Genomic DNA, 23008 nt, shown 5'->3' on the forward strand with positions numbered 1-23008 from the left:
AAGGACCGGTGACTGGACAGCACCGGTCTTTTTTTGTGGTATATCGCTTGCAGGATTTTAAGTATGGAAAAACACAGCATTACTGTGATCATCAGAGGGAAGCCCTATGGGTTGATTATTACGATCGACAAGGGCGCTCTGGAAACAGCATTTCAAGTGATTCCTGATGTGAGCGAACATGTGCTCGATGAATTTGAACCCCATAGTACTAGCTTTACTGCTGATCACGAAGATACGCTTGAGGGAAGCATCCGCACGGTAGAAACCGAACAGATTGCCCGCATTATCTGGGAAGATATTCTGGATAAAATGAAATAAGGCTTTGTTGCTTAACCACTACGGTTGTACCTTCGCAGCAAAGCGAGTATGAATTGCTATGATGGTAACCGATAAAACCTATAAAAACGCTAATCGCAGGGAGAGGGTCATATTCCTCGTAAAACTGCTGGTATATCTGGGCATTGTTTATTTTAACCTTGAACACCCTCCCGTATATGATAAGTTTACATGGCTGTTTAAGCTCACCAACGCGCTCTCTTTTTTCCTGGGCGCCAATCTGGTTATCTCCCTGGCCTGGCTGGTGATCCTCTCCTGGTATACCCGCCGCCGCAACCGGCAGCGGCCCATTGAAAAGGATAATTTTATTCTAGGGATCAACCGTATTTCCTCTGTTTTAAATACGCTTTTTCTCCTGCTGGCTATCACCATCTTTTTTGGCGTGGATCTCCTCAGGCTTGTAACCAGCATCACTATTGTGGCAGCAGCTATCGCCCTGCTTACAAAAGATTATATTACCAATATGATCAATGGCCTCATCATTATGTTCTCGGATCAGCTATCGCTCGGCGATCATATCCGCATCGGCGAAGTAAAAGGCAGGGTGATGGATATTACCCTTATCAACGTGGTGTTGCAGAACGACGACGATGATATCATTATTATTCCTAATTCGGTCGTGTTTACTTCGACTGTACTGAACCAGTCCAAACAAAATATCCGGAAACTGACCATTGAATTTGAACTGGATCATAAACATCCGTTTACGATCCGCGGACTGGAAGACCGGCTGAAACGTTCTATAGACGCCTATTCCCGCAGCTATACGCCGGAAAGTTTTTCCCTGAAAACAATCGAGATCAAAAAAGACTTTGTACAGTTTAAAGTACAACTGCTGATGCCGCAAACCAACAAGGAAACGGAACGCCTCATCAGGCGGGCGCTCAACACCGAGATCATGGCCATTGCAGAGGGCGTAAATTAAACCAACGCCATCGCGCCTACGAAGCTGTCCACAAATTCATCTACCTGCGCCTTACTTACGTTAGGCATGCAAATGATATGCGAACAACCGCTTTCTGAAGCCAGCTGCCACTTCCGGCGGATGCTTCCGGGAGGATCCGGAAACACCACCGTAATAGCATCGGGGTTGCGCCATGCCGGAATACCGTTTTCGTTGAGGCGTTCCACGGCATACGCAGCTACTGTTAAACTGTGCCTGGCCCTTTCCCGCAAACCTTCCACACCCAGGCTTTTCAGTGCATACCACAGGAACAATGGACTATGGCCGTTTCTTGAACCGGTAATGGTGGTGTCCATACTCCCGATATACGCCACCGAGCGGGCAATCCGGTCGCGATTGGATTTTCTCGCAATCACCACACCACAGGGGATGGGCGCGCCAATAAATTTGTGACCGCTGATAGCAATACTATCTGCCCCGTCCGCAAAATCAAAAGCGGGCCGCGGCTCCAGGAAAGCGCTGTAGCTGCCGGACAGCGCCCCATCTGCATGAATATAGTGATGACGTATTGCCAGGTTCTTCAAAATACCCTTGATCCTTTTTACATCATCCCGCGCTTCGGTCATGGTAGTACCAATATTTGCCAGCATGATTACCGGCAGATGCCTGTTCATACGGATGGTATTTTCCAGGTCGTCATAATCTATTTCACCATTGGGCAATGTGCGGATAATAATTCCCGGCATATTGAGCAGATGCAGGTTCTTTTGCACACTGTAATGAGTGGCTTCGGAATAATAGACCATCCCTTTGGGATACAGCTCCCGCGCGAGATATAAGCCATATAAATTGCCTTCAGAACCGCCGTTGGTAACATATCCCCACCAGTCGTCTTCCGGTGCGCGGAAAAGGCCGGCAAAAAAGGAAACAACGTATTTCTCCATCTCCCTGGACCCCACAGCATAAGTGGCGGGCACAAAAGGATCACCGAGGTTATTTAACGGATATTGTAAAAAAGGCAGGAGGGGACTATAATCAAAATCTTTGGATACAGGATATCCCAGGAAATCCCTGGTACGTGTTTGTACCTGCGCTAACAGTTCATTCAGCGCCGCAGCATCTGCTGCAGCCAGCCGGTACTCTTTCATAATCGTATTTTACAGGTGTATGATGCTGTAAAAGTAAGTATTGATAACCTGATTAAACTGGCATAGTAATATAATTAGAAAATATACACTATTTTTAAGTTTTTGGGAGATAAACAGCACTGCCCGGCCATCGCCGGACATCTTTTAAAAGAAAAATATAACTACTATGGATACACTGGATAAAACAGACCGGAAAATACTGGAGGCACTGCAGGCAGATGCCCGCCTGAACACCAAAGAAATTGCGCATCGTATAGGGCTGTCCGTTACCCCCACCTATGAACGGCTTAAAAAGATTGAGAAAAGCGGGGTGATCAAAAGCTATGTAACCCTGCTGCATGGCGATAAAGCCGGCAAAACACTGGCGGCCTACTGTAATGTATCGCTGCAACTGCACTCACAGCCGCTGATAAAGAAATTTGAAACCGCTATCGCAAAAATGGAAGAAGTGATGGAGTGTTATCATGTGGCCGGGACCTACGACTACCTGTTGAAGGTAGTGGTAAACGATATGCGCAGCTACCAGCATTTTTTAACCAATAAACTGGCGGCCATTGAAAATATCGGGCAGGTACACAGTTCTTTCGTAATGACGGAAATCAAGCACACCACAGCTTTCCGGCTGGGATAGTTATCGCCTCAGCACACTCACGCCGCCCAACGGATGATCCTGTACCACCACCGTATAGGCGCGGGGGTTAGGCTCCGGTTCTTCAGACAGGGGAACGGTAAAGGAAAAACTGCTGCCGCTGCCAGGCATACTGTTAAACCAGATCTGCCCGTGATTGCGTTCTACAAAGTCTTTGGAGAGATGCAGCCCAAGTCCGCAGCCTTTTTCATTCTGCGTACCGGTAGTAGAGTAGTAGATGTTGGAGAAAATACGGTGCTGGTTTTCCACGGGAATACCGGTACCATTGTCTTTTACCGTGATTTCCGCCTGTTCATTATCATGTGTGGCGGTAATCAGTACTTCACCGCCGGAAGGGGTGAACTTAATGGCGTTATTGATCAGGTTACGCATTACCAGCCTGATCATATCAGGATCTGCGTATACCATAATGCATTCGTTCAGTTCGTGCGACAGCTTCACTTCTTTTTGCCGCGCCAGGGTTTGCAGCAGCTCAAATTCGCGGTTTAATAGTAAGGTCACATCAAAATCATCCGCTTTCACGCCAATACCTTTCATCTGGTTGCTGGCCCATTGCAGCATATTGTCCATCATGTAGGCCGTATTTTTTACGTCCCTCCATAATTCATCAGTATAGATACGGAACTGCGCCGCATCAATTTTTTCATCTTTCAGTAAAAAGAGCAGTCCCTCCAGGATGGCCAGCGGCGAACGCAGATCATGTGAAATAACCGAGAATATTTTATCCTTTACCTGGTTGAGATTTTCCAGGGTAGCGTTTTGTTCCAGGATAATGCGGTTCTGCATGGATACTTCCCGGTTCTTGTTATTCAGTTCAAGATACAGCTCCTGTTGCCTTTTATAAAGACGGTATACCATCACGGTAATCAGCAGCAACGCCAGGAAAAGCGCCGCGGCAGACAGTACCAGCACCCGCTGTTGCTGTATGGTAGCGAGGTGCATGTGTTGTTCCTTCTTCAGTAAAATATTTTCGCGTTGCTTTTTTTCAGATTCATATTTCTCCTGCGAGCGAGATATCAGCCGGCCTTTTTCGGCGTTGAAAAAGTCGATGTTCCGGTTACTGAATTCCTTATAGCTCTCAAAGGCGGCGGCATAGTCTTTCCGGGCAGAATCCAGCTCATAGCGGATCTTGTAATAGATCATCTCATTTTTCACATTGCCCAGCGTATCATTTAACAGCTTCGCCTTTTCCAGGTTTTTCGCGGCGCCTTTCAGATCGCCCTGCATGGTTTGTATTTCAGCGAGGTTCAGGCTGGATTTCACCACACCGGGTAAATTGCCGGCATCCTGGTAATAGGTATTGGAAAGCTGGTGGTAGCGCAGCGCATCATCATACCGGTGGCGGAGCATGGCAACAATACCCATGTTTTCATAGGTATAGGCCAGTCCGCGCTGATCATGCAGTTCCAGCTTTATTTTCTCGGCCCTTTCCAGGAACAGCATCGCAGAATCTGGTATTTTCAGGGAGATATATGCGGAGCCAATATTATTGAGGGTCTTGGCAATTTCTGTTTTTTCGTTTCTCTTCAGCTTTATTGCCAGGGCCTTTTTAAGATAAATGAGTGCGTCCCGCGGGGTATTCAGTTCTGTGAAAATATTCCCCACATCGTTATTCAGTACGCCCAGGGTATAAGAGTCACCCAGGGCTTCCGCCAGTTTCAGGGCATTGAGGGTCAGCTGCATCTGTTGATCCAGGTGTCCTTTGGTATTTTCCACGAGGGCAAGGTTGCGCCAGGCCCATATTTTTCCTTTGGTATAATGAAGACTATCGCTTAACCGGAGCGCTTCGGCGCCATATTTTGCTGCAGTAGGGGCGTCTATAGTGAAATACGTCCTGGCCACCTGGTTCAGGAGGTTCACCCGGGTGGTATCGTTTTGTGAATGGGAGTGCAGTACTGCCAGCAGGCTGTCGTTGATAAACTGTTGCGCTGTTACCGCAGGCGACAGCAAAATCAGACATAATGGGATTAAAACGCTCTTCTTCAAAGGACTGGCCGGCAGCATATGTAATAGTGTTGGCAGTGACAAGGGTGGAGCGATTCGGGGACGGTCCACTTTAACATAGGTTAAAATTAAAGATAATGTGCCACGATTCAAAGTAAGTTGAGAAAAAAGTGAGGAATGGGGCGATGAATTTAGTGTTATGACCCTATAAATCAATTATGGTTGTACCTTTCTGCAAAGTTTAGTAACGATGAAACCGTTCATTACCATAGAATATTGCCCGAAATGTGGCTGGCTGCTCCGGGCCGCCTACATGGCCCAGGAACTCCTCACCACTTTTACAGATGAATTGGGAGGCGTTACCCTTCGTCCCAGTGAAATTGGGGGCTCCTATATTATCTGGCTCGGCGAAGAAAAAATCTTCGACCGCAAGGAAAGCGGGCATTTCCCGGAAATCAAATTCCTGAAGCAGCTGGTACGGGATCACGTGAATCCTGAAAAGAGCCTGGGGCATTCGGACAGGCCATGATTTCAGAGAAGAGGATCCCGGAATGCGATCCTCTTCTCTAAAATCTTTACATTTGCACCCTATGCGTAAAAACCTCCATATCACGGCTTTATCACTTTTATTAGCAATAGGCGCAAAGGCTCAGCAGGATAGCACTATCACAACCCCTTCTTCTTCACGGGAAGGGCTATACGACAGCGTATGGTTACGTAAGCGGAGCTTCTTTCCGTTGCCGGTGCTGGGCTATTCCCAGGAAAAAGGACTGGAAATCGGCGCCGCCATGTTGTATTCTTTTTATACCGATAACAAGAATCCCGACAGGGCTACCCGGAACTCCACCCTCAACCTGATCCCCGCAGTTACCACGGAGAGCCAGTTTAAAATCGACCTGAAAGCAAATATCTGGACCCGCAGCAATACCTGGCATTTTAAAAGCAATCTCCGGTATCATAATTACCCGCTCTATTTCTCTGGCATCGGCGATACTACCCATTACGATAACCGGTCGCTGGTAAACAACAGCCGCTATAAAGTACAGGTGGAAGGGGAGCGGCGCATCAGCGGACACTTTTACGCAGGTGCCTCCATATTATACCAGCATGACACGTACAGCAGCGGCGATGATAAAGGCATTTATACTACCATGCCGCTTACCGACAAAGAAGGGGGATATGTTACCTTTCTCGGGCTCACCGGTATTTTCGATAACCGTGATAATGAAAACTATGCCCGCCGCGGTTCCTGGCTGAAACTCAACCTGGCATACGCACCTTCTTTTTTAAGCAAACATCCGCTCTTTAAAATAGAAGCACAGGGTTCACATTTCCTGTCCATCTCCCGCAAAAGCACACTGGGCTTTAACGGCATCTTTAATAGCCTCCAGGGCAATGAGCTGCCCTTTTACCTGCTGCCTGAAATGGGAAACGACCTTATCATGCGTGGCTATTACACCGGCAGGTACCGTAACCAGAACTACCTGGCCGGGCAGGCGGAATACCGTTATCTCATTGATCCTAAAATGCGCATTCATATCTGGTTTGTAGATATCAAACCAAAATTTGCGCTTGCTGCATTTGCCGGTACCGGCACCGTATTCGCCAACCGTGATTTCCGTTTCGGCGGATTTAAACCAAGCTATGGCGCTGGAATCCGTTACTTCTACGACGAAAATGCAAGGCTCACTATTCGTATAGACTATGCCGTTGGTGAAAAACGCAGCGGTGAATCCAGGCAAAAAGGATTGTATCTGTCTCTGGCGGAAGCATTCTAACTGAATGCTTCCGGCGATGGTTATGTGGTAATAATTTGTTAACTTTCAATAGATTAAATACCATACTCCAAAACCATCGCATATGAAAAATCTATTCCTGCTAGGGGCAGTCGCCATGCTTTTGATTGTTACCCACAGCACCCAGGCACAGGACAATTCCAGCACAAGCTCTTCTTCACACTCAAAATTTTATCTGAAAGTTGTAGGCGGTTATTTTTTCAGCGTATCCCCGGGGCAGTTCCCGAATGTTGGCCCATATCCACCGCAGGATCTGCATACTGAATTTGGTGCATCCGGCCTGGATACCATTAGCCGTAAGGTGCTTACAGGCTCTTACGGAGAAGGTTTCAGGGCTGGTCTTTCTGTCGGCTATAATATCAACAAATATTTTGCGGTAGAAGGAACCTTTAACTATTTCCACAGTAAAAAAAATCTGATGACCCGTCAGCGTGCTACTATGGCTGGTTCCGGCAAGGAACTGGGCCATGTGGAGTCGCACGGATATGTAAACGCAATTGATTTTGCACCCAGCCTGGTGGTAAGTCCGGGCCTGGAAAAAGTAAATCCATATGTGCGCTTCGGTGTTATAGTGCCGTTATGGGGCCGTCTCTATATTGAAACCGATGCTACCCAGGTGTCCAGTCCTGCCGGTATTCCTCCGGGTACGCAGGTGGTTACCAATATCAACAGGAAAGAAGCAATTAAGCCTAATCCTACTGTCGGTTTCCAGGGCGCATTGGGCGTGTCTTTTACGGTATCGCCCCGCTTTGATATTTTCGTGGAAACGGAGTACAAAAATGTACCGGTGCGCAGTAAAGAAAAAGAGATCACTGAATACAATGAAACCAATACGCTCATAAATGGTACCACCGGTGCAGTAGTACAATCGCTGCCGGGCCGTACCATCAACGATTTGTCGGTAGCGGAAAAGAATACAAAATATGTAACCACGCTGGATCAGAGCTCCAATACACCGGTAAACCAGCAGGGCACCAAAGTGATTTATAAAGATGATAATAAACCGGCCAATGACCTGAAATCCTATATCAATATCGGGGGACTGGGATTGAATGCAGGATTGAAATTCCGGTTGTAACAATAAACAAACAGGTAAAAAAGGGAAGGCTGGAACCTTCCCTTTTTTTATGCGCTTGCTTTATCGAGTAACGCCACCGCTGCTGTATCCAGCTGGAGCTGCACACCGTTCATCAACTCATGCAGCTGTTCTTTACTGGTGGCACTGGCAATAGGCGCCGCCACCGCAGGGCGTGTAAGCAGCCACGCCAGCGCAACACCAGCCGGTGTGGAATGATATTGCGCGGCCACCTGGTCCAGCGCCGCCAGGATACGGAGCCCTCTTTCATTGAGATAGCTGAGTGCTTTCTGCCCGCGGGCCGCACTCTTGCCGGTATCGGCGGCTGTGCGGTATTTGCCCGTAAGAAAACCACTCGCCAGTGAATAATAATTGATCACGCTGAGGTGATGTTCTTCGCAGATCTTTGCATATTGCCGCTCATAATTTTCCCGGTCGTACAGGTTGTACTCCGGCTGAAATGTTTCATACCGTGGCAAGCCGTTTTGCTTACTGGCTTCCAGGCTTGCCAGCAGGCGGGCAGCGCTCATATTGGAAGCGCCGATAGCTCTGACCTTACCTGCTTTTATCAGCGTATCATAAGCTGCCAGCGTTTCTTCTACAGGAGTCGCCTCATTATCAAAATGTGTTTGGTAGAGATCTATATAATCTGTTTGCAGACGCTTCAGGGAAGCCTCTGCGGCTTTGAGGATATAAGCTTTGCTCACATTTTTGCCCTCGCCCATATCGCCGCCGGCTTTGGTGGCCACAATGATTTTGTCGCGGTTGCCGCGGTCACGCATCCATTTTCCGATAATGGTTTCAGATTCGCCACCCGAATTTCCCGGTACCCAACGCGGGTATACGTCTGCGGTATCTATAAGGTTGAAACCAGTTGCAGTAAATTCATCCAGTAACGAAAAAGAAGTGGATTCATTGGCCGACCAGCCGAATACATTGCCGCCAAAGGCCAGCGGGGCTACCAATAGCCCGGATTGTCCCAGTTTCCGTTTTTCCATAATAATTTTTTTTATTGATTCATACTACGGGTACATCCCGTACGTAATTTAACTACTTTTGTCTTTCACCGACTAATTTTTATGCCAGAACAGATGCCTGCTATTTCTCGTGAAGATTTTAACTGGTTAACACAAACCTATGGGAAGGAGAGTGGCTACTCGCACATAGATACCAAAGAAAGCGTGGTACACGAAATATTCATGGATAAGGTACTTATCGGTACTGCCTTCCTGAATTGTGCTTCTTATGAGCTTTCTTTTGGTACGCCGGGATTGCACATCCGGAAAAACAGGCTGGATAATTATAAGTTGCACGACAAAGCAGTGCTCATCCCTGATGAGATGAATGAGGAAGATGAAGAGGAACTGTTGCTCCGCTGGTCCGCTCTCATGCAGGAACTAAAGATGCTGGAAAACCTGCACGGTCTGTCCAATGCCCGTGAACCACTGGTACAGCTATATCTCGATATCTTTAATGAAGACGATGCCGAGGAGCAGATCAGCCATTTGCCGGATATCGTGCTGCCAAATGCCACCGCCATATGGGAAGAATTATATACTGCATTATCAGCCACCGGCAACGTGGTGGAATTTGAATGGCAGCAGTTTGCAGAAAGCGGCATCAGCGCGCTGAATGAACTTACCCCTTTGCGACAGGCCGGTATTACGCTGAAAGCCCCTGATGCGGCCGATTTTGAAGCCATCATCGGCGCGGAAGATTTCGCCAAAGGTGTGCTGGACTTTGTAAATGATCAGCTGGATGAACACGAACTGAAAATAGTAGCAGCCGGCACCAGCCTGGATGAATATCAATCCTTCACCTGCCTCAATATGCAGGACTTCCGCCTTGCCAACGCCCTGCTGAAAATGGAAGAACTCTGTCTCATCTGTTTTTTTTAAGACATTAAAATCCGGTTAAAAAAATATATACCGGCTACCGAAGCCCGTACTTTTGGATATCTTAGTAAATTCATTACAGTATACCACATGAAATTATTCCGGCATTTATTTTTTGTATTAATCGCGGTGATGTTCTTGCCACAGGTGCAGGGGCAGGCCGGGAGGATACAATTAAAAGGCACGGATAATATTCACGCCACCACCGGCATCACGTTTAAAGCGGTGGAGAAAGCGCCCCGGTTCCGCGCTACCATTAACCGGTTCAAACGCCGCCCCGTTGGTATCAACGACAGCTACGGCCACGAAAAGGTTTGCCCGCTTTTATTGTCGGCGGTTACTACCCGGTTTATTTATGTAGACAAAATCCTCAAAGGATATTATTTCAATCCTTACCTCAGCGTACCCACGCCGCTAAGAAGCTGGAGAGGCCCACCTGCCGCCTGATAACCCGTTTTATCATTTTATTTATTTCATTTCTTTTTTAGCGATTTATGAACTTACATAGGATCGTGAAGAAGAGGTGTGGGTGGTTGCTATGTATTGTCCCCTTCACTTCTTTATTCGCACAATCTGCAGCGGATAGCTTTTCGCTGCAGCGGGCTATTGCGCTTACCCTCGCGCATTACCCCGCTATAAAGGCCAAACAGGCCCAGGTAAACGCCGGCCAGGCCAGCCTTACAGATATTAAACACAATTGGTACCCGGCCATAAAACTGCATGACCAGGTAGATGCCGGTACAGACAACAGCATTTACGGATCTTACTTCACATTGGGGATGATCCCTTCCACATCAGGTGGTATCCGCGCAGAAAATAACAGCGCATTAATGAGCGGTAACATCGCAATGGCAGCCATGCAATGGGAGATCTACAACTTCGGCGCCTATGGCAGTGAACAGAAGGAAGCGGCCCAGTCGCTGAAAGTACAGCAAACAGATCTGAACAATACGGCTAACCAGCTTACGGTATCGGTTATTCAAAATTACCTGGAACTGCTCCGGCTATACGCATTGCAGCAAATAGCCACAGACAATATCCAGCGTAATGCAGAAGTGCTGAAGGCGGTTACGGCCACCGTGCTGCATGGCCTCAAACCCGGGGTGGACAGTGCCATAGCAGCCGCAGAGTTGTCGAAAGCAAGACTCACGCTGCTGGATATAAAAAACAACTACAACCAGGTACGCATTCAACTGGGCGTTTTTACCGGTCTTGATACTGCACAGATACAGCCCGATACCGTTAATAACAAACGCTTACCGGTACTGCTGGGCAGTGAAGCGCCGGATAGCCTGGCTGCCCATCCTATGCTGGCATATTACAATGCCGTATACCAGCAACAACGCGCCGCCGCCGATGTGATCCGCAAATCACGGCTGCCAAAAGTAAACCTGATGGCGGCAGGATGGATGCGCGGTTCCAGCGGATCATTCAATGATGTATATGATAAAAACCTGTGGAGCGGCCTGGGATACAGCAGGTACAATTATTTACTCGGACTTGGGATCACTTACAATCTTACTGACCTGAAACGCACACATGAAAAAGTAGCCGTACAGCAGTACCGTTCGGAAGTAGCCGCGCAACAACTGGCCACTACCCGCACTACGCTCAGCGGCTTACTACAACAGGCGCAGTCGGATATCCAAACATCGCGCGATAAGCTGAAGGAGCTGCCTTTGCAACTGGCCGCCGCACGGGCTGCAGCAAGGCAGAAAATGGCGCTGTATAAAGGAGGACTCACCAATATTATTGATGTCACCACCGCTTTGTTTGTGCTGAACCGCGCGGAAACAGACCTGGTACAAACCCGCGACGCCGCCTGGAAAGCACTGTTCCGTGCCGCTTACGCAGGCAATACTATTTCACAACTTTTACCTGATCTGAACTAAACGCTATTCATTATGTCATTTGTATCTTCGGCACTGAAGAAGCCTATTGCAGTGGTGGTGATCACCGGTGGATTGCTGCTTTTTTCTTTGCTGTCTGTCTTCAATATACCCATCGACATCTTTCCGAAATTAAACCTGCCCACTATCTATGTGATAGAGCCATACGGGGGGATGTCGCCGCAACAGATGGAAGGCTTCTTTGCCACCCGCCTGCAGGATCAGTTCCTGTATGTAAATGGCGTAAAAAGTATTTCTACGAAAAACATACAGGGATTAACGTTACTAAAGCTCACCTTTTATGAAAATACAGATATGGCGGAAGCCTCCGCCCAGGTGGCATTACAGGTAAACCGCGCCATGAAGTTTTTTCCGCCGGGAGCACTGCCACCGCAGGTAATGCGTTTCGACGCATCATCCCTTCCTGTGGGAGAGCTGGTGTTCAGCAGCCCGAAAAAGTCGCTGAAGGAAATTTACGACCTGGCCGCTACCCGCATCCGGCCTATGTTTGCCTCTGTACCCGGACTTTCGGCGCCACCGCCTTTTGGCGCCAACTCCCGGTCGGTGGTCATTAATGTTGATCCGCAAAAGCTGCGCAGCTTCAACCTCAGCGCTGATGAAGTAGTGGAAGCCATCGCAAAAAATAATGTGATGACACCCTCCGGCAATATCCGTATCAACAACACTATGTTCGTAACCACCATCAACTCCCTCGAAAAGGAGGTGGCCGGCTTTGGTGACATTCCCATTGTGACCAATGGCAACAACAACGTGTTTGTACGCGATGTAGCCCGCGTGGCCGACGCCACGGATGTAACGGTGGATTATGCACTGGTCAACGGTAAGCGCTCGGTGTATATCCCCGTTGTAAAAACGGCCGACGCCTCCACCTGGGATGTGGTGAAAACACTGAAATCCAAAATCCCGGAAATGCAAAGCCTGCTGCCGGACGACGTAAACGTATCGTACGAATTTGACCAGTCGGTGTTTGTGATCAATGCCGTGAAAAGCCTCATCACAGAAGGCGCACTGGGTGCATTGCTCACAGGGCTGATGGTACTGCTGTTTCTGCGGGACCTGCGCAGCTGCCTGGTGGTGATAGTCACGATACCGGTGGCGGTGTTATGCGCAGTAATGGGGCTTAAACTGGCCGGGCAAACCATCAACATCATGACGCTGAGCGGCCTCGCACTGGCCATTGGCATCCTGGTGGACCAGGCCACGGTGACTATTGAAAATATCCACCAGCACCTGGAAATGGGTAAATCCAAACGGCAGGCGATTTACGATGCATGCGAGGAAATTGCATTCCCGCTGTTGCTCATCCTGCTTTGTATCCTGGCGGTATTTGCGCCGTCATTTATCATGACGGGCGTGCCTCGCGCCATGTTCCTGCCACTGTCGTTATCCATCGGTTTTGCGATGGTAGCTTCCTATTTCGCGGCGCAAACACTGGTGCCGGTTATAGCCAACTGGTGGCTGAAGGCAGATAAATACCAGCATCATGCGCACGCCGTGATGGCACTGGATGCGGAAGAAGTAAAAGAAGTGAATGAACACCTGCAACAGGCCACGCGGCACCCGGAAAAAGCAACGGGCTTCGAACGTTTTAAAGGAGGCTTTATGCGGGTGCTCGAAAGCGGTATGAATAAATCGCGTGTAGTCGTTACCGTTTATATCATTGGTTCGCTGCTGCTGGCAGGTGGTTGCTATGTATGGATAGGGAAGGACCTCATGCCCCACATCAACGCCGGGCAGTTCCAGCTTCGTTTACGCATGCCCGATGGCACGCGCTTGGAACGCACAGAAACCGCACTGCATGAGGTACTGGCAGTAGTGGACAGCACCGTGGAAGGACATGTGGCCATCAGTTCCGCTTACGTGGGACTAATTCCCAGCAGCTATGGTACCAGCAACCTCTATATTTTTAACAGTGGCACACACGAAGCGGTGTTGCAGGTGAACCTGGAGGAAAACTATAACGTAAATATCGAAACATTGAAAGATCAGCTCAGGAAGAACATCACGGCAAAAATACCGGAGATGCGGTTGTCTTTTGAGCCGATAGATCTCACGGAAAAAATTATGAGCCAGGGAGCCGCTACACCCATAGAAGTAAGGGTGGCCGGGAAGGATATGCAACAGATCTCGACGTATGCACAACAACTGGTGAATAAGCTGCACGACATTCCATTTCTGCGGGATGTACAGATTGCGCAGCCACTGCATTTCCCGGTGATCAGCATTCACATCGATCGCCTTAAACTGGCGCAGATGGGGTTAAACATTTACCAGGTGGCCCGCTCTGTTACCGCATCCACGTCCTCCAGCCGCTTTACCGAAAAAAATCAGTGGCTCGATGAAAAGGTGGCCTATACCTACCAGGTGCAGGTACAGGTGCCGGAGTATAACATGACGGCATTAAATGACCTGAAAGAAATCCCGCTGGTGCAAGGCCAGCCGCGGCCCGTACTGGCAGACGTGGCCACTTTTACCCAAACGGAAATGCCGGGGGAATACGACCGTTCCGGCCCGCGTAGGTTCGTTACCGTTAGTGCCAATATTTCCGGTAAAGATCTGGGTACTGCCACCGCCGCCGTACAACAGGCAATCCGGGAAACCGGCACGCCGCCAAAGGGATTGATCACAGAACTGAAAGGCGCTTCCAGTCTCCTCGTGGAAACGCTGAACAGCCTGCAGAACGGGCTGATGATAGCGGTAGCCGTTATCTTCCTCCTGCTGGCGGCCAACTACCAGTCGTTTAAACTATCACTGGTGGTACTTACTACCATCCCGGCGGTAATTGCAGGCGCGCTGATTGCATTGTTGCTCACGGGCGCTACGCTGAACCTGCAATCTTATATGGGTATGATCATGTCTACCGGCGTGTCGGTAGCCAATGCCATCCTGATTGTTACCAATGCGGAAAAGCTCCGGATGGAATACCACGATGCCCGGAAAGCGGCCATTGTGAGTGCCGGCGTAAGATTGCGCCCCATACTGATGACCAGCCTGGCCATGATTGCAGGGATGATCCCGATGGCGAGCGGCCTCGGGGAAGCAGGCGATCAGACAGCGCCGCTGGGCCGCGCCGTTATCGGCGGACTGATAGCTTCCACACTCGCAGCCCTGCTCATATTACCGCAGGTATATGCACTGATGCAACGTAAAACAGGCTACCAGTCGCCTTCCTTAATGCCGGACAACGCCAATGTTTAAAAGAAAATCTAACATGATGAAGCATTCTAAATATTATCTGTTCACTGTAAGTATGATCGTTATCATGGCTGCCTGTAATTCAGCCGCTATGACCGATAAAAAGAAAACAAGTAAAGACGAACGTCACTATACCCTTGCAACAGTGGTACAACGGCCGCTGGCAGGGAGTATCCGCCTGCCTGGTACGTTGGCTGCCTTTCAGAAAGTAAGCATCTATCCGAGGATTAATGGTTTTGTAAAAAGCATTTCGGTAGACCGTGGCTCCAAAGTGAAGAAAGGACAGGTACTGCTGGTGCTGGAAGCGCCGGAAGTAACCCAGCATTACTACGCGGCACAATCCAAATACCTGCAGGCAGCGGCCATGTTCGCCTCCAGCAAAGATAACTATGAACGCACCGTGGCCACCAGCGAGGAACCAGGCACCATTTCCCCGCACGACCTGGAGCTGGCTAAAGCCCGTATGCTGGCCGACAGCGCATTAATGAACGGCGAACAGGCCAATTTCCGCGCACAGGAAGTGAACCGCGGCTACTTAACCGTTACGGCGCCCTTTGATGGTGTGATCACAGAACGCAATATCCATCCCGGCGCGCTGGTAGGGCCGGATACCAAAGTTGATGATAAGCCCATGTTGATGCTGGAGCAGGAAGATAAGCTGAGGCTGATGCTGGAGGTGCCCGAAATATACAGCGCGCAGCTATCGGAGCAATCGGCAATTACATTTGAGGTAAACGCTATTCCCGGTGGGCATTTCGAGGGTACCATTGCCCGGCAGGCAGGCACGCTGAATGATAAATACCGCTCTGAAGCTGTAGAAATAGATGTACAGAACGCGAAACGGTTACTCAAAGCAGGAATGTATACGGAAGTGATGCTGCCGCTGAAAGGCTCGGCGCAGGCGCTGCTGGTGCCCGCCAGCGCCATTGTAATGTCTACGGAAAAAAAGTATGTCATCGCCGTAAGGAATCATCATACAAAATGGATTGATATAGAAGAAGGCAATCACCACAATGATTCCACGGAAGTGTTCGGCCGCCTGCAGGCGGATGAACGGGTGATTGCGCCTGCAACAGATGAAATTAAAGAGGGTATTATGATTCCGTAAATGTGGTTCCGGCGTTTTTTTTGTAACCATACCATAAAACCATGACTTATGACGATCAAAAAAAGCACTTCCGAAAAGCGTGAGCTGAAAGAAACAAAGCGTAAGAATGAGACATTGGCCCCGGCCAAAGGCGGCGCCAAAAAGGAAAGGAACGACGACCGGAACAATGTACTGGAAGGATACGACGAAGACGAATATGATCAGAAAGATATAGCAGACAGCAAGCGCAGAAAGAAAAGCCAGGGCTGAAAAAAAAGTGCCGTCCCGAGGAATCGGGACGGCTTTTCTGCTAACTGTTCCGTCTATATTGATTTTCTTATGTTCTTATTAAAAAAAGAGAACAAATAACATCCACCTAGTAATCAATAACGGATTTACCTGTTGTTCAACTAAAAAAAGTTTTTAAAGAAGGCAATAAGATTCCCTCACGCTTTTTACGTGAAGAGTTTCAATAGGATAAAATGGTTTTGGATTTTTTGAATGATGCGTAATGACAGTCATAGCGGGCTAACGCTATGTGGATGATGGCTGCTATCTTCTTAAATATTCTTTCCTTTTTGTTTTTACCCTAAATAATCCTTTTAATGCGCATCTGAAATAATAACACGAAACGATTTAAAATTGTTCTCTGAAAAACTATTTTAAAAATTAAAAAGTTCGCGGATGCCGAGGGCAAACATCTGAACGCCGATAACGGCCAGGATAAGTCCCATCATTTTTGTGATCACCATCATCACGTTGGTGCCGATAATTTTTACAATGCGTTCACCTGCAATAAAGAGGAGATAGGTGATATAACATATAAATGCATAAATGCCTATTACAATTGCGAGATGTGTGAGATCTTTAGCCGCAGAATAGCTCATAGAAGTGGTAATAGCGCCGGGGCCCGCCAGCAGCGGCATCGCCAATGGGGTAATGGCTACGCTGATTCCCTGGTCGGCCTTCACCGGTTGTGTACCGAGTTTTGGATTCTCATTTTTATTCTCCTTTTCTCCGCGCACCATTTCATACCCGATTACAAAAACCAGGATACCGCCGGTAACCCGCAGTGCGGCCAGCGTGATGCCAAAAACATGAAAAATGAGTTTGCCCGCCACACTGAAAACAAGGATAATACAAAAGGCAATGATCACTGATTTGGTGGCAATGTTTCGCTTCGCTTTTTTATCCATATTGGATGTCAGCTCCATGAAAACAGGGATGGCTGAAACAGGATTTACAATTGCCAGTAATCCCATAAATACGGTAGTCGCAAACGCGATATAATTATCAAATAATGCCATCATATCAGCAATATAATAAATTTTATTTATCAGCAAATATCCCCGCTAGGAACGTAACCGGGGCAGTTGCCAGTTATGCCGCAGACTTGCCAGCCGGATGCCCACTATAACGGTAACGGCTATACCCTGCGCAATATCTCCGGAAACACCGGTAAAGTGCCCGGCAACCAGGTACAGGATGCCACCCGCTATGGACGCGGCTGCATATATTTCACGGGTAAAAAGAATGGGCTGCTCCCCGGTGATAACATCGCGCAGCAATCCGCCGAAAGTACCGGTAATTACACCAAGCGCCACACATATAGGCATGGGAAGCCCTGCTGCCAGTCCTTTGTTGATACCGGTAATAGTAAAGAGTCCCAGCCCTATCGCATCAAAGGTGCTGAGTAAACGGGTGAGTTTTTTTACATAGGAAAAAAATAATGCGGCAATAATGGCGGCCACAATAATAGCGCTGTTGGTGAGTTCATCCGTCATCCAGGCAACTGGTGTGGCGCCGGTTAGGAGGTCGCGGATAGTACCGCCGCCAATAGCCGTGATAAAGGCCAGCGCCAGTAGTCCGATTACATCATACGATTTATTAATAGCTGCTGTGGCTCCCGAAACAGCAAACGCAAAAGTGCCCAGTAATTCCAATACCTGGATGAAGGTAAGCTGCATTCTCCTTGTCGTATTTATGAACTAAGGTAAGGATACTTTATATGACTATAACAGGAGAGAAGCAACTAATTAATGCTGCTTAATAATCATCCTCATAGGCAGATTCACCACGAAGCGTACGCTCTATCTGGTTACGCAGACCATGACTGAATCCTTCCACTTCAATTTTCGGATGATGATCCAGGTAGATCAGGAAACGGCCTGTTTCCTTTGAAACAAGGTCATAAATGTCTTCCAGCAAAGCACAAAGTAATTTCCGGGTGTGTTCGGCTATCTGCGCAAGAGAGGAATCTTCAAAATGCCGGTATTCACGGTTTTTATAAGATAAGGCAATCTGTATCATAACTGATGGTTTTTCTGCAGGATTTAGGATTACCGGTTAAAATATGGCTAACCGGCTGGTTTTCATTATCTAATTATTAATTCTGACATAAAAATAGGCAAAAAGAAATTGTTTTTTTAATACGAAAGGGTGATTTTTTATCCAGTTAACGCTACCGTCCCTATATTGTTCATTTTTTTTCTATTATAATTTGGCTACCATTGCAAATTATTCTTACATAATGAAGAAACTTACGCTACTCATTGTTTTTATCGCGCTGTATTATTTACCCACACAGGCGCAGCCCGGAAAGGGCATCCGGTGGAGCCTCGACGGCAAATCTTATTTTAAAGCCACCCCGGCCGGAATCGAATCTTTCCCGCTTTCCGGTGAGCCATCTTCCCTTAAAATTCCCGCAGCCAGCTATCATAGCCTTGCTATAAAGGATTTTTATTTTTCCGGAGATGAAAAAAAAGTACTGCTTTATACCAACTCAAAAAAAGTATGGCGCTACGAAACCCGCGGCGACTACTGGTTACTGGACATTGCCAGCGGAAAGCTGCTGCAGCTCGGGAAAGATAAGCCCGCGTCTTCTCTTATGTTCGCTAAATTATCACCGGACGGCACCAAAGCCGCCTATGTAAGCGGACATAACATTTTCGTGGAAGACCTCTCCACCGGCGCCATTACTCCCATCACTACTGATGGTACCCGCCGTTTTATCAATGGCACATTCGACTGGGCCTATGAAGAAGAATTCGGCTGCCGCGACGGCTTCCGCTGGAGCCCCGACAGCAAGCGCATCGCCTACTGGCAAATCGATGCCACTAAGATCCGCGACTTCCTCATGATCGATAATACCGATTCCATATATTCCTTTACAGTACCGGTAGAATACCCGAAAGCAGGAGAGAGCCCTTCCGCCTGCCGCATCGGCGTAGCAGATATACAAACTGCTAAAACAACCTGGATGCAGGTTCCAGGCGATCAGCAACAACACTATATTCCCCGTATGGAATGGGTACCCGGTAAAAATACTCTCATCATCCAGCAGCTGAACCGCAAACAAAACGAAAGCAAAATAATGCTCTGCGACGCCGCTAATGGAAACGTTCGCTCCATTTACCAGGAAAAAGACAGCGCCTGGATCGATGTAAAATCACGCTGGGACGATGACAACATCGCCGGATGGGACTTTATCCGCAACAGCAAATCCTTCATCTGGGTAAGTGAACAGGACGGCTGGCGTCATCTCTACAATATTTCTACGGAAGATGGTAAAGCTACCTTGCTCACACCCGGTAACTATGATGTGATCAGCATTGCCAAAATTGATGAAGCCACTAACACTATCTATTTCCTGGCCTCACCGGATAATCCCACCCAGCAATATCTTTACAGGGTGCCGTTAAACGGCGGCAAGGCGGAACGCATTACGCCAGCCAACGAACCTGGTTCCCACGAATATAAAATTTCCCCTTACGGCGCATGGGCTATCCACGACTTTAGCAACGCCTATACTTATCCTGTTAGTGAAAACCTGCAGCTGCCTGCGCATAAAAGCAATGGCAATACAGTATTGAATGCGATCACCAAAGGCGCCGCAGCACCCAATAAACCGGAGTTTTTCACCATCACTACGGTTGATGGTGTTACCATGAGCGGCTGGATGAGCAAACCCGCCAATTTTAATCCCGCTAAAAAATACCCCGTGGTATTTTATGTATACGGCGAACCCGCAGGCGCTACCACTTTGGACGCCATCGGCGCAGGCCGTAACTTCCTCTATGATGGTGACATGGCAGCCGATGGATATGTATACGTATCAATGGACAACAGAGGCACCCCGTTGCCCAAAGGCCGTACCTGGCGTAAATGCGTGTACCGCAAAGTAGGATTGATCAATGCACGCGACCAGGCAATGGGCACTAAAGCGCTGCTGCAGAAATATACTTTTCTTGATCCGCAACGGACCGCTGTATGGGGCTGGAGTGGTGGCGGCTCTATGACGCTGAACCTCCTGTTCCAGTATCCGGAAATTTATAAAACAGGGATCGCTATTGCCGCAGTAGGCAACCAGCTTACTTATGATAACATTTACCAGGAACGTTACATGGGCCTGCCCGAAGAAAACCGGGAAGACTTTGTAAAAGGTTCGCCTATCACTTACGCAAAAAATCTCCAGGGCAACCTGCTGTACATCCACGGCACCGGCGACGATAACGTACATTATCAGAATGCGGAAATGCTGCTGAATGAACTGATCAGGTATAACAAGCAGTTCCAGTTTATGGCTTATCCTAACCGTACGCACAGTATCTCTGAAGGACAAGGAACTTTCGAGCACCTGTCTACTTTATATACTAATTATTTGCGTTCGCATTGTGAACCGGGCGCAAAATAAGTACCTTTGCCTCCCTAAATTGAAAAGTATGTCCAGGACAGCTATTATTGGAATACTGGCAGTGTTGCTGGTGATTGTATGCGCCTTTTTGCCGTGGTCGGTGGTAGACGTGGAAGGCAGGCACCTGGTATTTACAGGCGTAAACGGAACAGGTTCCAATTACGGAGAGCCCGGCCGGTTATGTATTATCCTTTCTGTACTGGCAATTGGAATATTCCTGGTGAAGAACAAGTGGGTGTCCAGGGTGAACCTCTTTATTGTAGGGTTCCTGCTGGCCTGGACCTTCAGGAATATGTTGTTGTACTCAAGATGTGAAATGGGCGATTGCCCGCAGTCGCAACCCGGTCTGTACCTGTCTTTCGCCGGTGCGCTGGTGGCTTTTGCCTGCGTGTTGTTTACACGCTCGCCAAAAAGCAGTAAATAAGGAACGAATAACAAAAGCGGCATCCGGGTAATTTCCGGATGCCGCTTTTTTATTTTCAGAAGATGGTTTTATGTAAGATCCATGCGCCTGCCAGGATACCGGCTCCCATCACCCAATATCGCAAAATTACCGGGAGGGGACGTTGCGCGGTTACTTTCGCCTTGATAAAACTGAAAATGGTGAGCCCCAGGAAAACCAGCAGGATACTGGTTTGTGAGGCAGCCGCGAAATTTTCATTGGAGAGATAAGGCCCCAGCGAAAGGATACCGCCAAGCAAAAAGAAAACCCCTGTCATCAACGCACTCTTGATAGCACGGGAACGGCTAAACGCAGATTCCTTTACTTTCTCGTGTTCCAGCATCAGCTCCCATGAATGGGCATCCTTCTCCATTTCCTGTTCTATATGCGCAATCACACGTGGCGTGATATCCAGGCGTTGCAACTTGGTCCGTTCCTGGTCCGACAACAGGGCGCTGTCGTGCTGCAGGTCGCCTTTGTTAGCCTGGAACGCGCTGATCATCACCAGCATAGCGCCAATAATCCACGCACACAGGTGAATGGTATAAAAGGTCTGGACCTCAATGGGAAATACCTGTATCACCTGCGTAGCAAAGAACAACAGGAAAAGCCCATCGGGGAACCCGATTAAAAAATCTGTCTTCCATCCTGAACTACGGATGGCTTTATGGGATGTAGTCATACAAGGTTCACTAACTGAAAGCCTGCTCCAGGCTTCTTTTAATGATTTGCACACAATCATTGATCTGTCCGGCATTGATAGACAGGGGAGGTGCAAACCGTATTTTATCACCGTGGGTAGGCTTGGCCAGCAGGCCGTTTTCTTTTAAAGTAAGACAAAGGTCCCAGGCAGCTTCCGGGTCTTTATGTTCAATAACGATGGCATTCAGCAGTCCTTTACCACGGATGGTGGTGATGTATGGCGAATGCAGTTCCTTCAGGCCGTTGCGGAGCAACAGGCCCATTTCCGCAGCGTTTTCCGCCATCTTCTCATCCTTCAGTACCTGCAGGGAAGCAATGGCCACCTTGCAGGCGAGCGGGTTGCCGCCGTAAGTAGAGCCATGTTCGCCCGGCTTGATGGTGAGCATGATCTCATCATCCGCGAGTACGGCGCTCACCGGCAGGGTGCCGGCCGACAAAGCCTTTCCGAGTATCAGGATATCCGGGCGCACATTTTCATGATCGCATGCCAGCATTTTACCGGTACGGGCCAGCCCTGTCTGGATCTCATCTGCAATGAACAGTACATTGGCGTCCTGGCAATACTGCCGCGCTTTGGACAAATATCCTTCATCCGGTACCATTACACCGGCTTCTCCTTGTATGGGTTCTACCAGGAAACCTGCTACGTTTTTATCCTGTAAAGCCTGTTCCAGTGCGGTTAAGCTGTTGTACGGAATTACTTCATAACCCGGCGTAAACGGACCAAAGTTATCACGTGCCGCAGGATCTGTACTAAAGGAGATCACATTCAGCGTACGTCCGTGGAAGTTATTGGCGCATACAATGATTTTTGCTTTGTCTTTCGGAACGCCTTTTACAATATATGCCCAGTGGCGGCAAAGCTTCAGCGCTGTTTCCACCGCTTCCACACCCGTGTTCATGGGCAGCACTTTATCATATCCGAAATAAGTAGTGATGTATTGTGCGTATTCTCCCAGCAGATCGTTGTGAAATGCACGGGAAGTAAGTGTCAGCTTTTTTGCCTGCTCTATAAGAGTAGCAATAATTTTAGGGTGACAATGACCCTGGTTTACGGCAGAATAGCCGGATAGAAAATCATAATAACGTTTGCCATCCACATCCCATAAAAAAACACCTTCGCCCCGGTCCAGTACAACCGGTAGCGGATGATAATTATGGGCACCATACTGTTCTTCCAGCGCCAGGTAATGTTGTGATTTTTCGCTTATCGTGTATGAAGGTACCATAAC

Annotated in this window: 22 protein-coding genes; 14 read left to right on the forward strand and 8 right to left on the reverse strand. The window is 48.4% G+C overall.

Going from position 1 to position 23008, the window contains the following annotated elements:
• Positions 1–63: 63 nt before the first annotated feature.
• Positions 64–318 carry a hypothetical protein gene (locus tag PV783_RS30510; RefSeq protein ID WP_079471828.1) on the forward strand — a complete coding sequence of 85 codons (255 nt, stop codon included), beginning with the start codon at positions 64–66 and terminating at the stop codon, positions 316–318.
• Positions 319–376: 58 nt separating this feature from the next.
• Positions 377–1261 carry a mechanosensitive ion channel family protein gene (locus tag PV783_RS30515; RefSeq protein WP_420990689.1) on the forward strand — a complete coding sequence of 295 codons (885 nt, stop codon included), beginning with the start codon at positions 377–379 and terminating at the stop codon, positions 1259–1261.
• On the opposite strand, the gene PV783_RS30520 is transcribed toward PV783_RS30515, so the two are convergent.
• Positions 1258–2388, reverse strand: a complete 1131-nt coding sequence (locus tag PV783_RS30520) for a histidine decarboxylase (protein ID WP_079471830.1) — start codon at positions 2386–2388, stop codon at positions 1258–1260. The genes PV783_RS30515 and PV783_RS30520 overlap by 4 nt on opposite strands.
• A 166-nt stretch (positions 2389–2554) precedes the next feature.
• Between PV783_RS30520 and PV783_RS30525 the strand changes: the two genes are divergently transcribed.
• Positions 2555–3019: an Lrp/AsnC family transcriptional regulator gene (locus PV783_RS30525; protein WP_111578145.1), complete on the forward strand. Its 465-nt coding sequence runs from the start codon at positions 2555–2557 to the stop codon at positions 3017–3019.
• Here PV783_RS30525 and PV783_RS30530 read toward each other — a convergent pair whose 3' ends face one another.
• Entirely contained in the window at positions 3020–5092 is a 2073-nt protein-coding gene (locus tag PV783_RS30530) for a tetratricopeptide repeat-containing sensor histidine kinase (RefSeq protein ID WP_143313666.1), read from the reverse strand.
• A 139-nt stretch (positions 5093–5231) separates the two neighbouring features.
• Between PV783_RS30530 and PV783_RS30535 the strand changes: the two genes are divergently transcribed.
• The 3 genes from PV783_RS30535 to PV783_RS30545 all read left to right on the forward strand — a co-directional run bounded on the left by PV783_RS30535 (position 5232) and on the right by PV783_RS30545 (position 7855).
• The gene (locus PV783_RS30535; RefSeq protein ID WP_420990690.1) at positions 5232–5510 is read left to right on the forward strand and encodes a SelT/SelW/SelH family protein; all 279 of its coding nucleotides are present in this window, start codon (positions 5232–5234) and stop codon (positions 5508–5510) included.
• Between the two features lie 61 nt (positions 5511–5571).
• Entirely contained in the window at positions 5572–6759 is a 1188-nt protein-coding gene (locus tag PV783_RS30540) for a hypothetical protein (RefSeq protein ID WP_336388585.1), read from the forward strand.
• Between the two features lie 82 nt (positions 6760–6841).
• Positions 6842–7855: an outer membrane beta-barrel protein gene (locus PV783_RS30545; protein WP_420990691.1), complete on the forward strand. Its 1014-nt coding sequence runs from the start codon at positions 6842–6844 to the stop codon at positions 7853–7855.
• 47 nt (positions 7856–7902) lie between these two features.
• Here PV783_RS30545 and PV783_RS30550 read toward each other — a convergent pair whose 3' ends face one another.
• Complete coding sequence (locus PV783_RS30550; RefSeq protein ID WP_336388583.1) at positions 7903–8850, reverse strand: aldo/keto reductase; 948 nt, start codon at positions 8848–8850, stop codon at positions 7903–7905.
• A gap of 93 nt (positions 8851–8943) precedes the next feature.
• Here PV783_RS30550 and PV783_RS30555 point away from each other — a divergent pair, with 93 nt between their 5' ends.
• The 6 genes from PV783_RS30555 (at position 8944) to PV783_RS30580 (ending at position 16209) form a co-directional block, all read left to right on the forward strand.
• On the forward strand, positions 8944–9750 hold the full coding sequence (locus PV783_RS30555; RefSeq protein ID WP_420990692.1) for a DUF6630 family protein: 807 nt from the start codon (positions 8944–8946) through the stop codon (positions 9748–9750).
• Positions 9751–9837: 87 nt separating this feature from the next.
• On the forward strand, positions 9838–10194 hold the full coding sequence (locus PV783_RS30560) for a hypothetical protein (protein ID WP_336388581.1): 357 nt from the start codon (positions 9838–9840) through the stop codon (positions 10192–10194).
• A 65-nt stretch (positions 10195–10259) separates the two neighbouring features.
• Entirely contained in the window at positions 10260–11639 is a 1380-nt protein-coding gene (locus PV783_RS30565; protein ID WP_420990693.1) for a TolC family protein, read from the forward strand.
• 12 nt (positions 11640–11651) lie between these two features.
• Positions 11652–14855, forward strand: coding sequence for an efflux RND transporter permease subunit (locus tag PV783_RS30570; RefSeq protein ID WP_420990694.1), 3204 nt, complete (start codon positions 11652–11654; stop codon positions 14853–14855).
• Positions 14856–14868: 13 nt separating this feature from the next.
• The gene (locus tag PV783_RS30575) at positions 14869–15960 is read left to right on the forward strand and encodes an efflux RND transporter periplasmic adaptor subunit (protein WP_420990695.1); all 1092 of its coding nucleotides are present in this window, start codon (positions 14869–14871) and stop codon (positions 15958–15960) included.
• 48 nt (positions 15961–16008) lie between these two features.
• Positions 16009–16209 (forward strand): hypothetical protein, encoded by a 201-nt coding sequence (locus tag PV783_RS30580; protein ID WP_420990696.1) that lies wholly within the window; start codon positions 16009–16011, stop codon positions 16207–16209.
• 392 nt (positions 16210–16601) lie between these two features.
• Here the strand turns inward: PV783_RS30580 and PV783_RS30585 are convergent, their stop codons facing one another.
• The 3 genes from PV783_RS30585 to PV783_RS30595 all read right to left on the reverse strand — a co-directional run bounded on the left by PV783_RS30585 (position 16602) and on the right by PV783_RS30595 (position 18249).
• A complete protein-coding gene (locus PV783_RS30585) occupies positions 16602–17249 on the reverse strand; it encodes a MarC family protein (RefSeq protein ID WP_200817322.1) in 648 nt (215 codons plus the stop codon).
• A gap of 42 nt (positions 17250–17291) precedes the next feature.
• A complete protein-coding gene (locus PV783_RS30590) occupies positions 17292–17906 on the reverse strand; it encodes a trimeric intracellular cation channel family protein (RefSeq protein ID WP_079471843.1) in 615 nt (204 codons plus the stop codon).
• Between the two features lie 79 nt (positions 17907–17985).
• Positions 17986–18249: a hypothetical protein gene (locus PV783_RS30595; protein ID WP_079471844.1), complete on the reverse strand. Its 264-nt coding sequence runs from the start codon at positions 18247–18249 to the stop codon at positions 17986–17988.
• A gap of 220 nt (positions 18250–18469) precedes the next feature.
• Between PV783_RS30595 and PV783_RS30600 the strand changes: the two genes are divergently transcribed.
• Together PV783_RS30600 and PV783_RS30605 are read left to right on the forward strand one after the other, a co-directional pair.
• Positions 18470–20632 (forward strand): S9 family peptidase, encoded by a 2163-nt coding sequence (locus PV783_RS30600; RefSeq protein WP_420990697.1) that lies wholly within the window; start codon positions 18470–18472, stop codon positions 20630–20632.
• A gap of 28 nt (positions 20633–20660) precedes the next feature.
• The gene (locus PV783_RS30605; RefSeq protein WP_079471846.1) at positions 20661–21056 is read left to right on the forward strand and encodes a hypothetical protein; all 396 of its coding nucleotides are present in this window, start codon (positions 20661–20663) and stop codon (positions 21054–21056) included.
• A gap of 55 nt (positions 21057–21111) precedes the next feature.
• Here PV783_RS30605 and PV783_RS30610 read toward each other — a convergent pair whose 3' ends face one another.
• Both PV783_RS30610 and rocD read right to left on the reverse strand, forming a co-directional pair.
• Entirely contained in the window at positions 21112–21756 is a 645-nt protein-coding gene (locus PV783_RS30610) for a VIT1/CCC1 transporter family protein (RefSeq protein ID WP_420990698.1), read from the reverse strand.
• 10 nt (positions 21757–21766) lie between these two features.
• Positions 21767–23005: an ornithine--oxo-acid transaminase gene (gene rocD, locus PV783_RS30615; RefSeq protein ID WP_079471848.1), complete on the reverse strand. Its 1239-nt coding sequence runs from the start codon at positions 23003–23005 to the stop codon at positions 21767–21769.
• Positions 23006–23008 lie beyond the last annotated feature (3 nt).

Source organism: Chitinophaga sp. CC14 (assembly GCF_048957795.1).
Lineage (GTDB): Bacteria > Bacteroidota > Bacteroidia > Chitinophagales > Chitinophagaceae > Chitinophaga > Chitinophaga ginsengisegetis.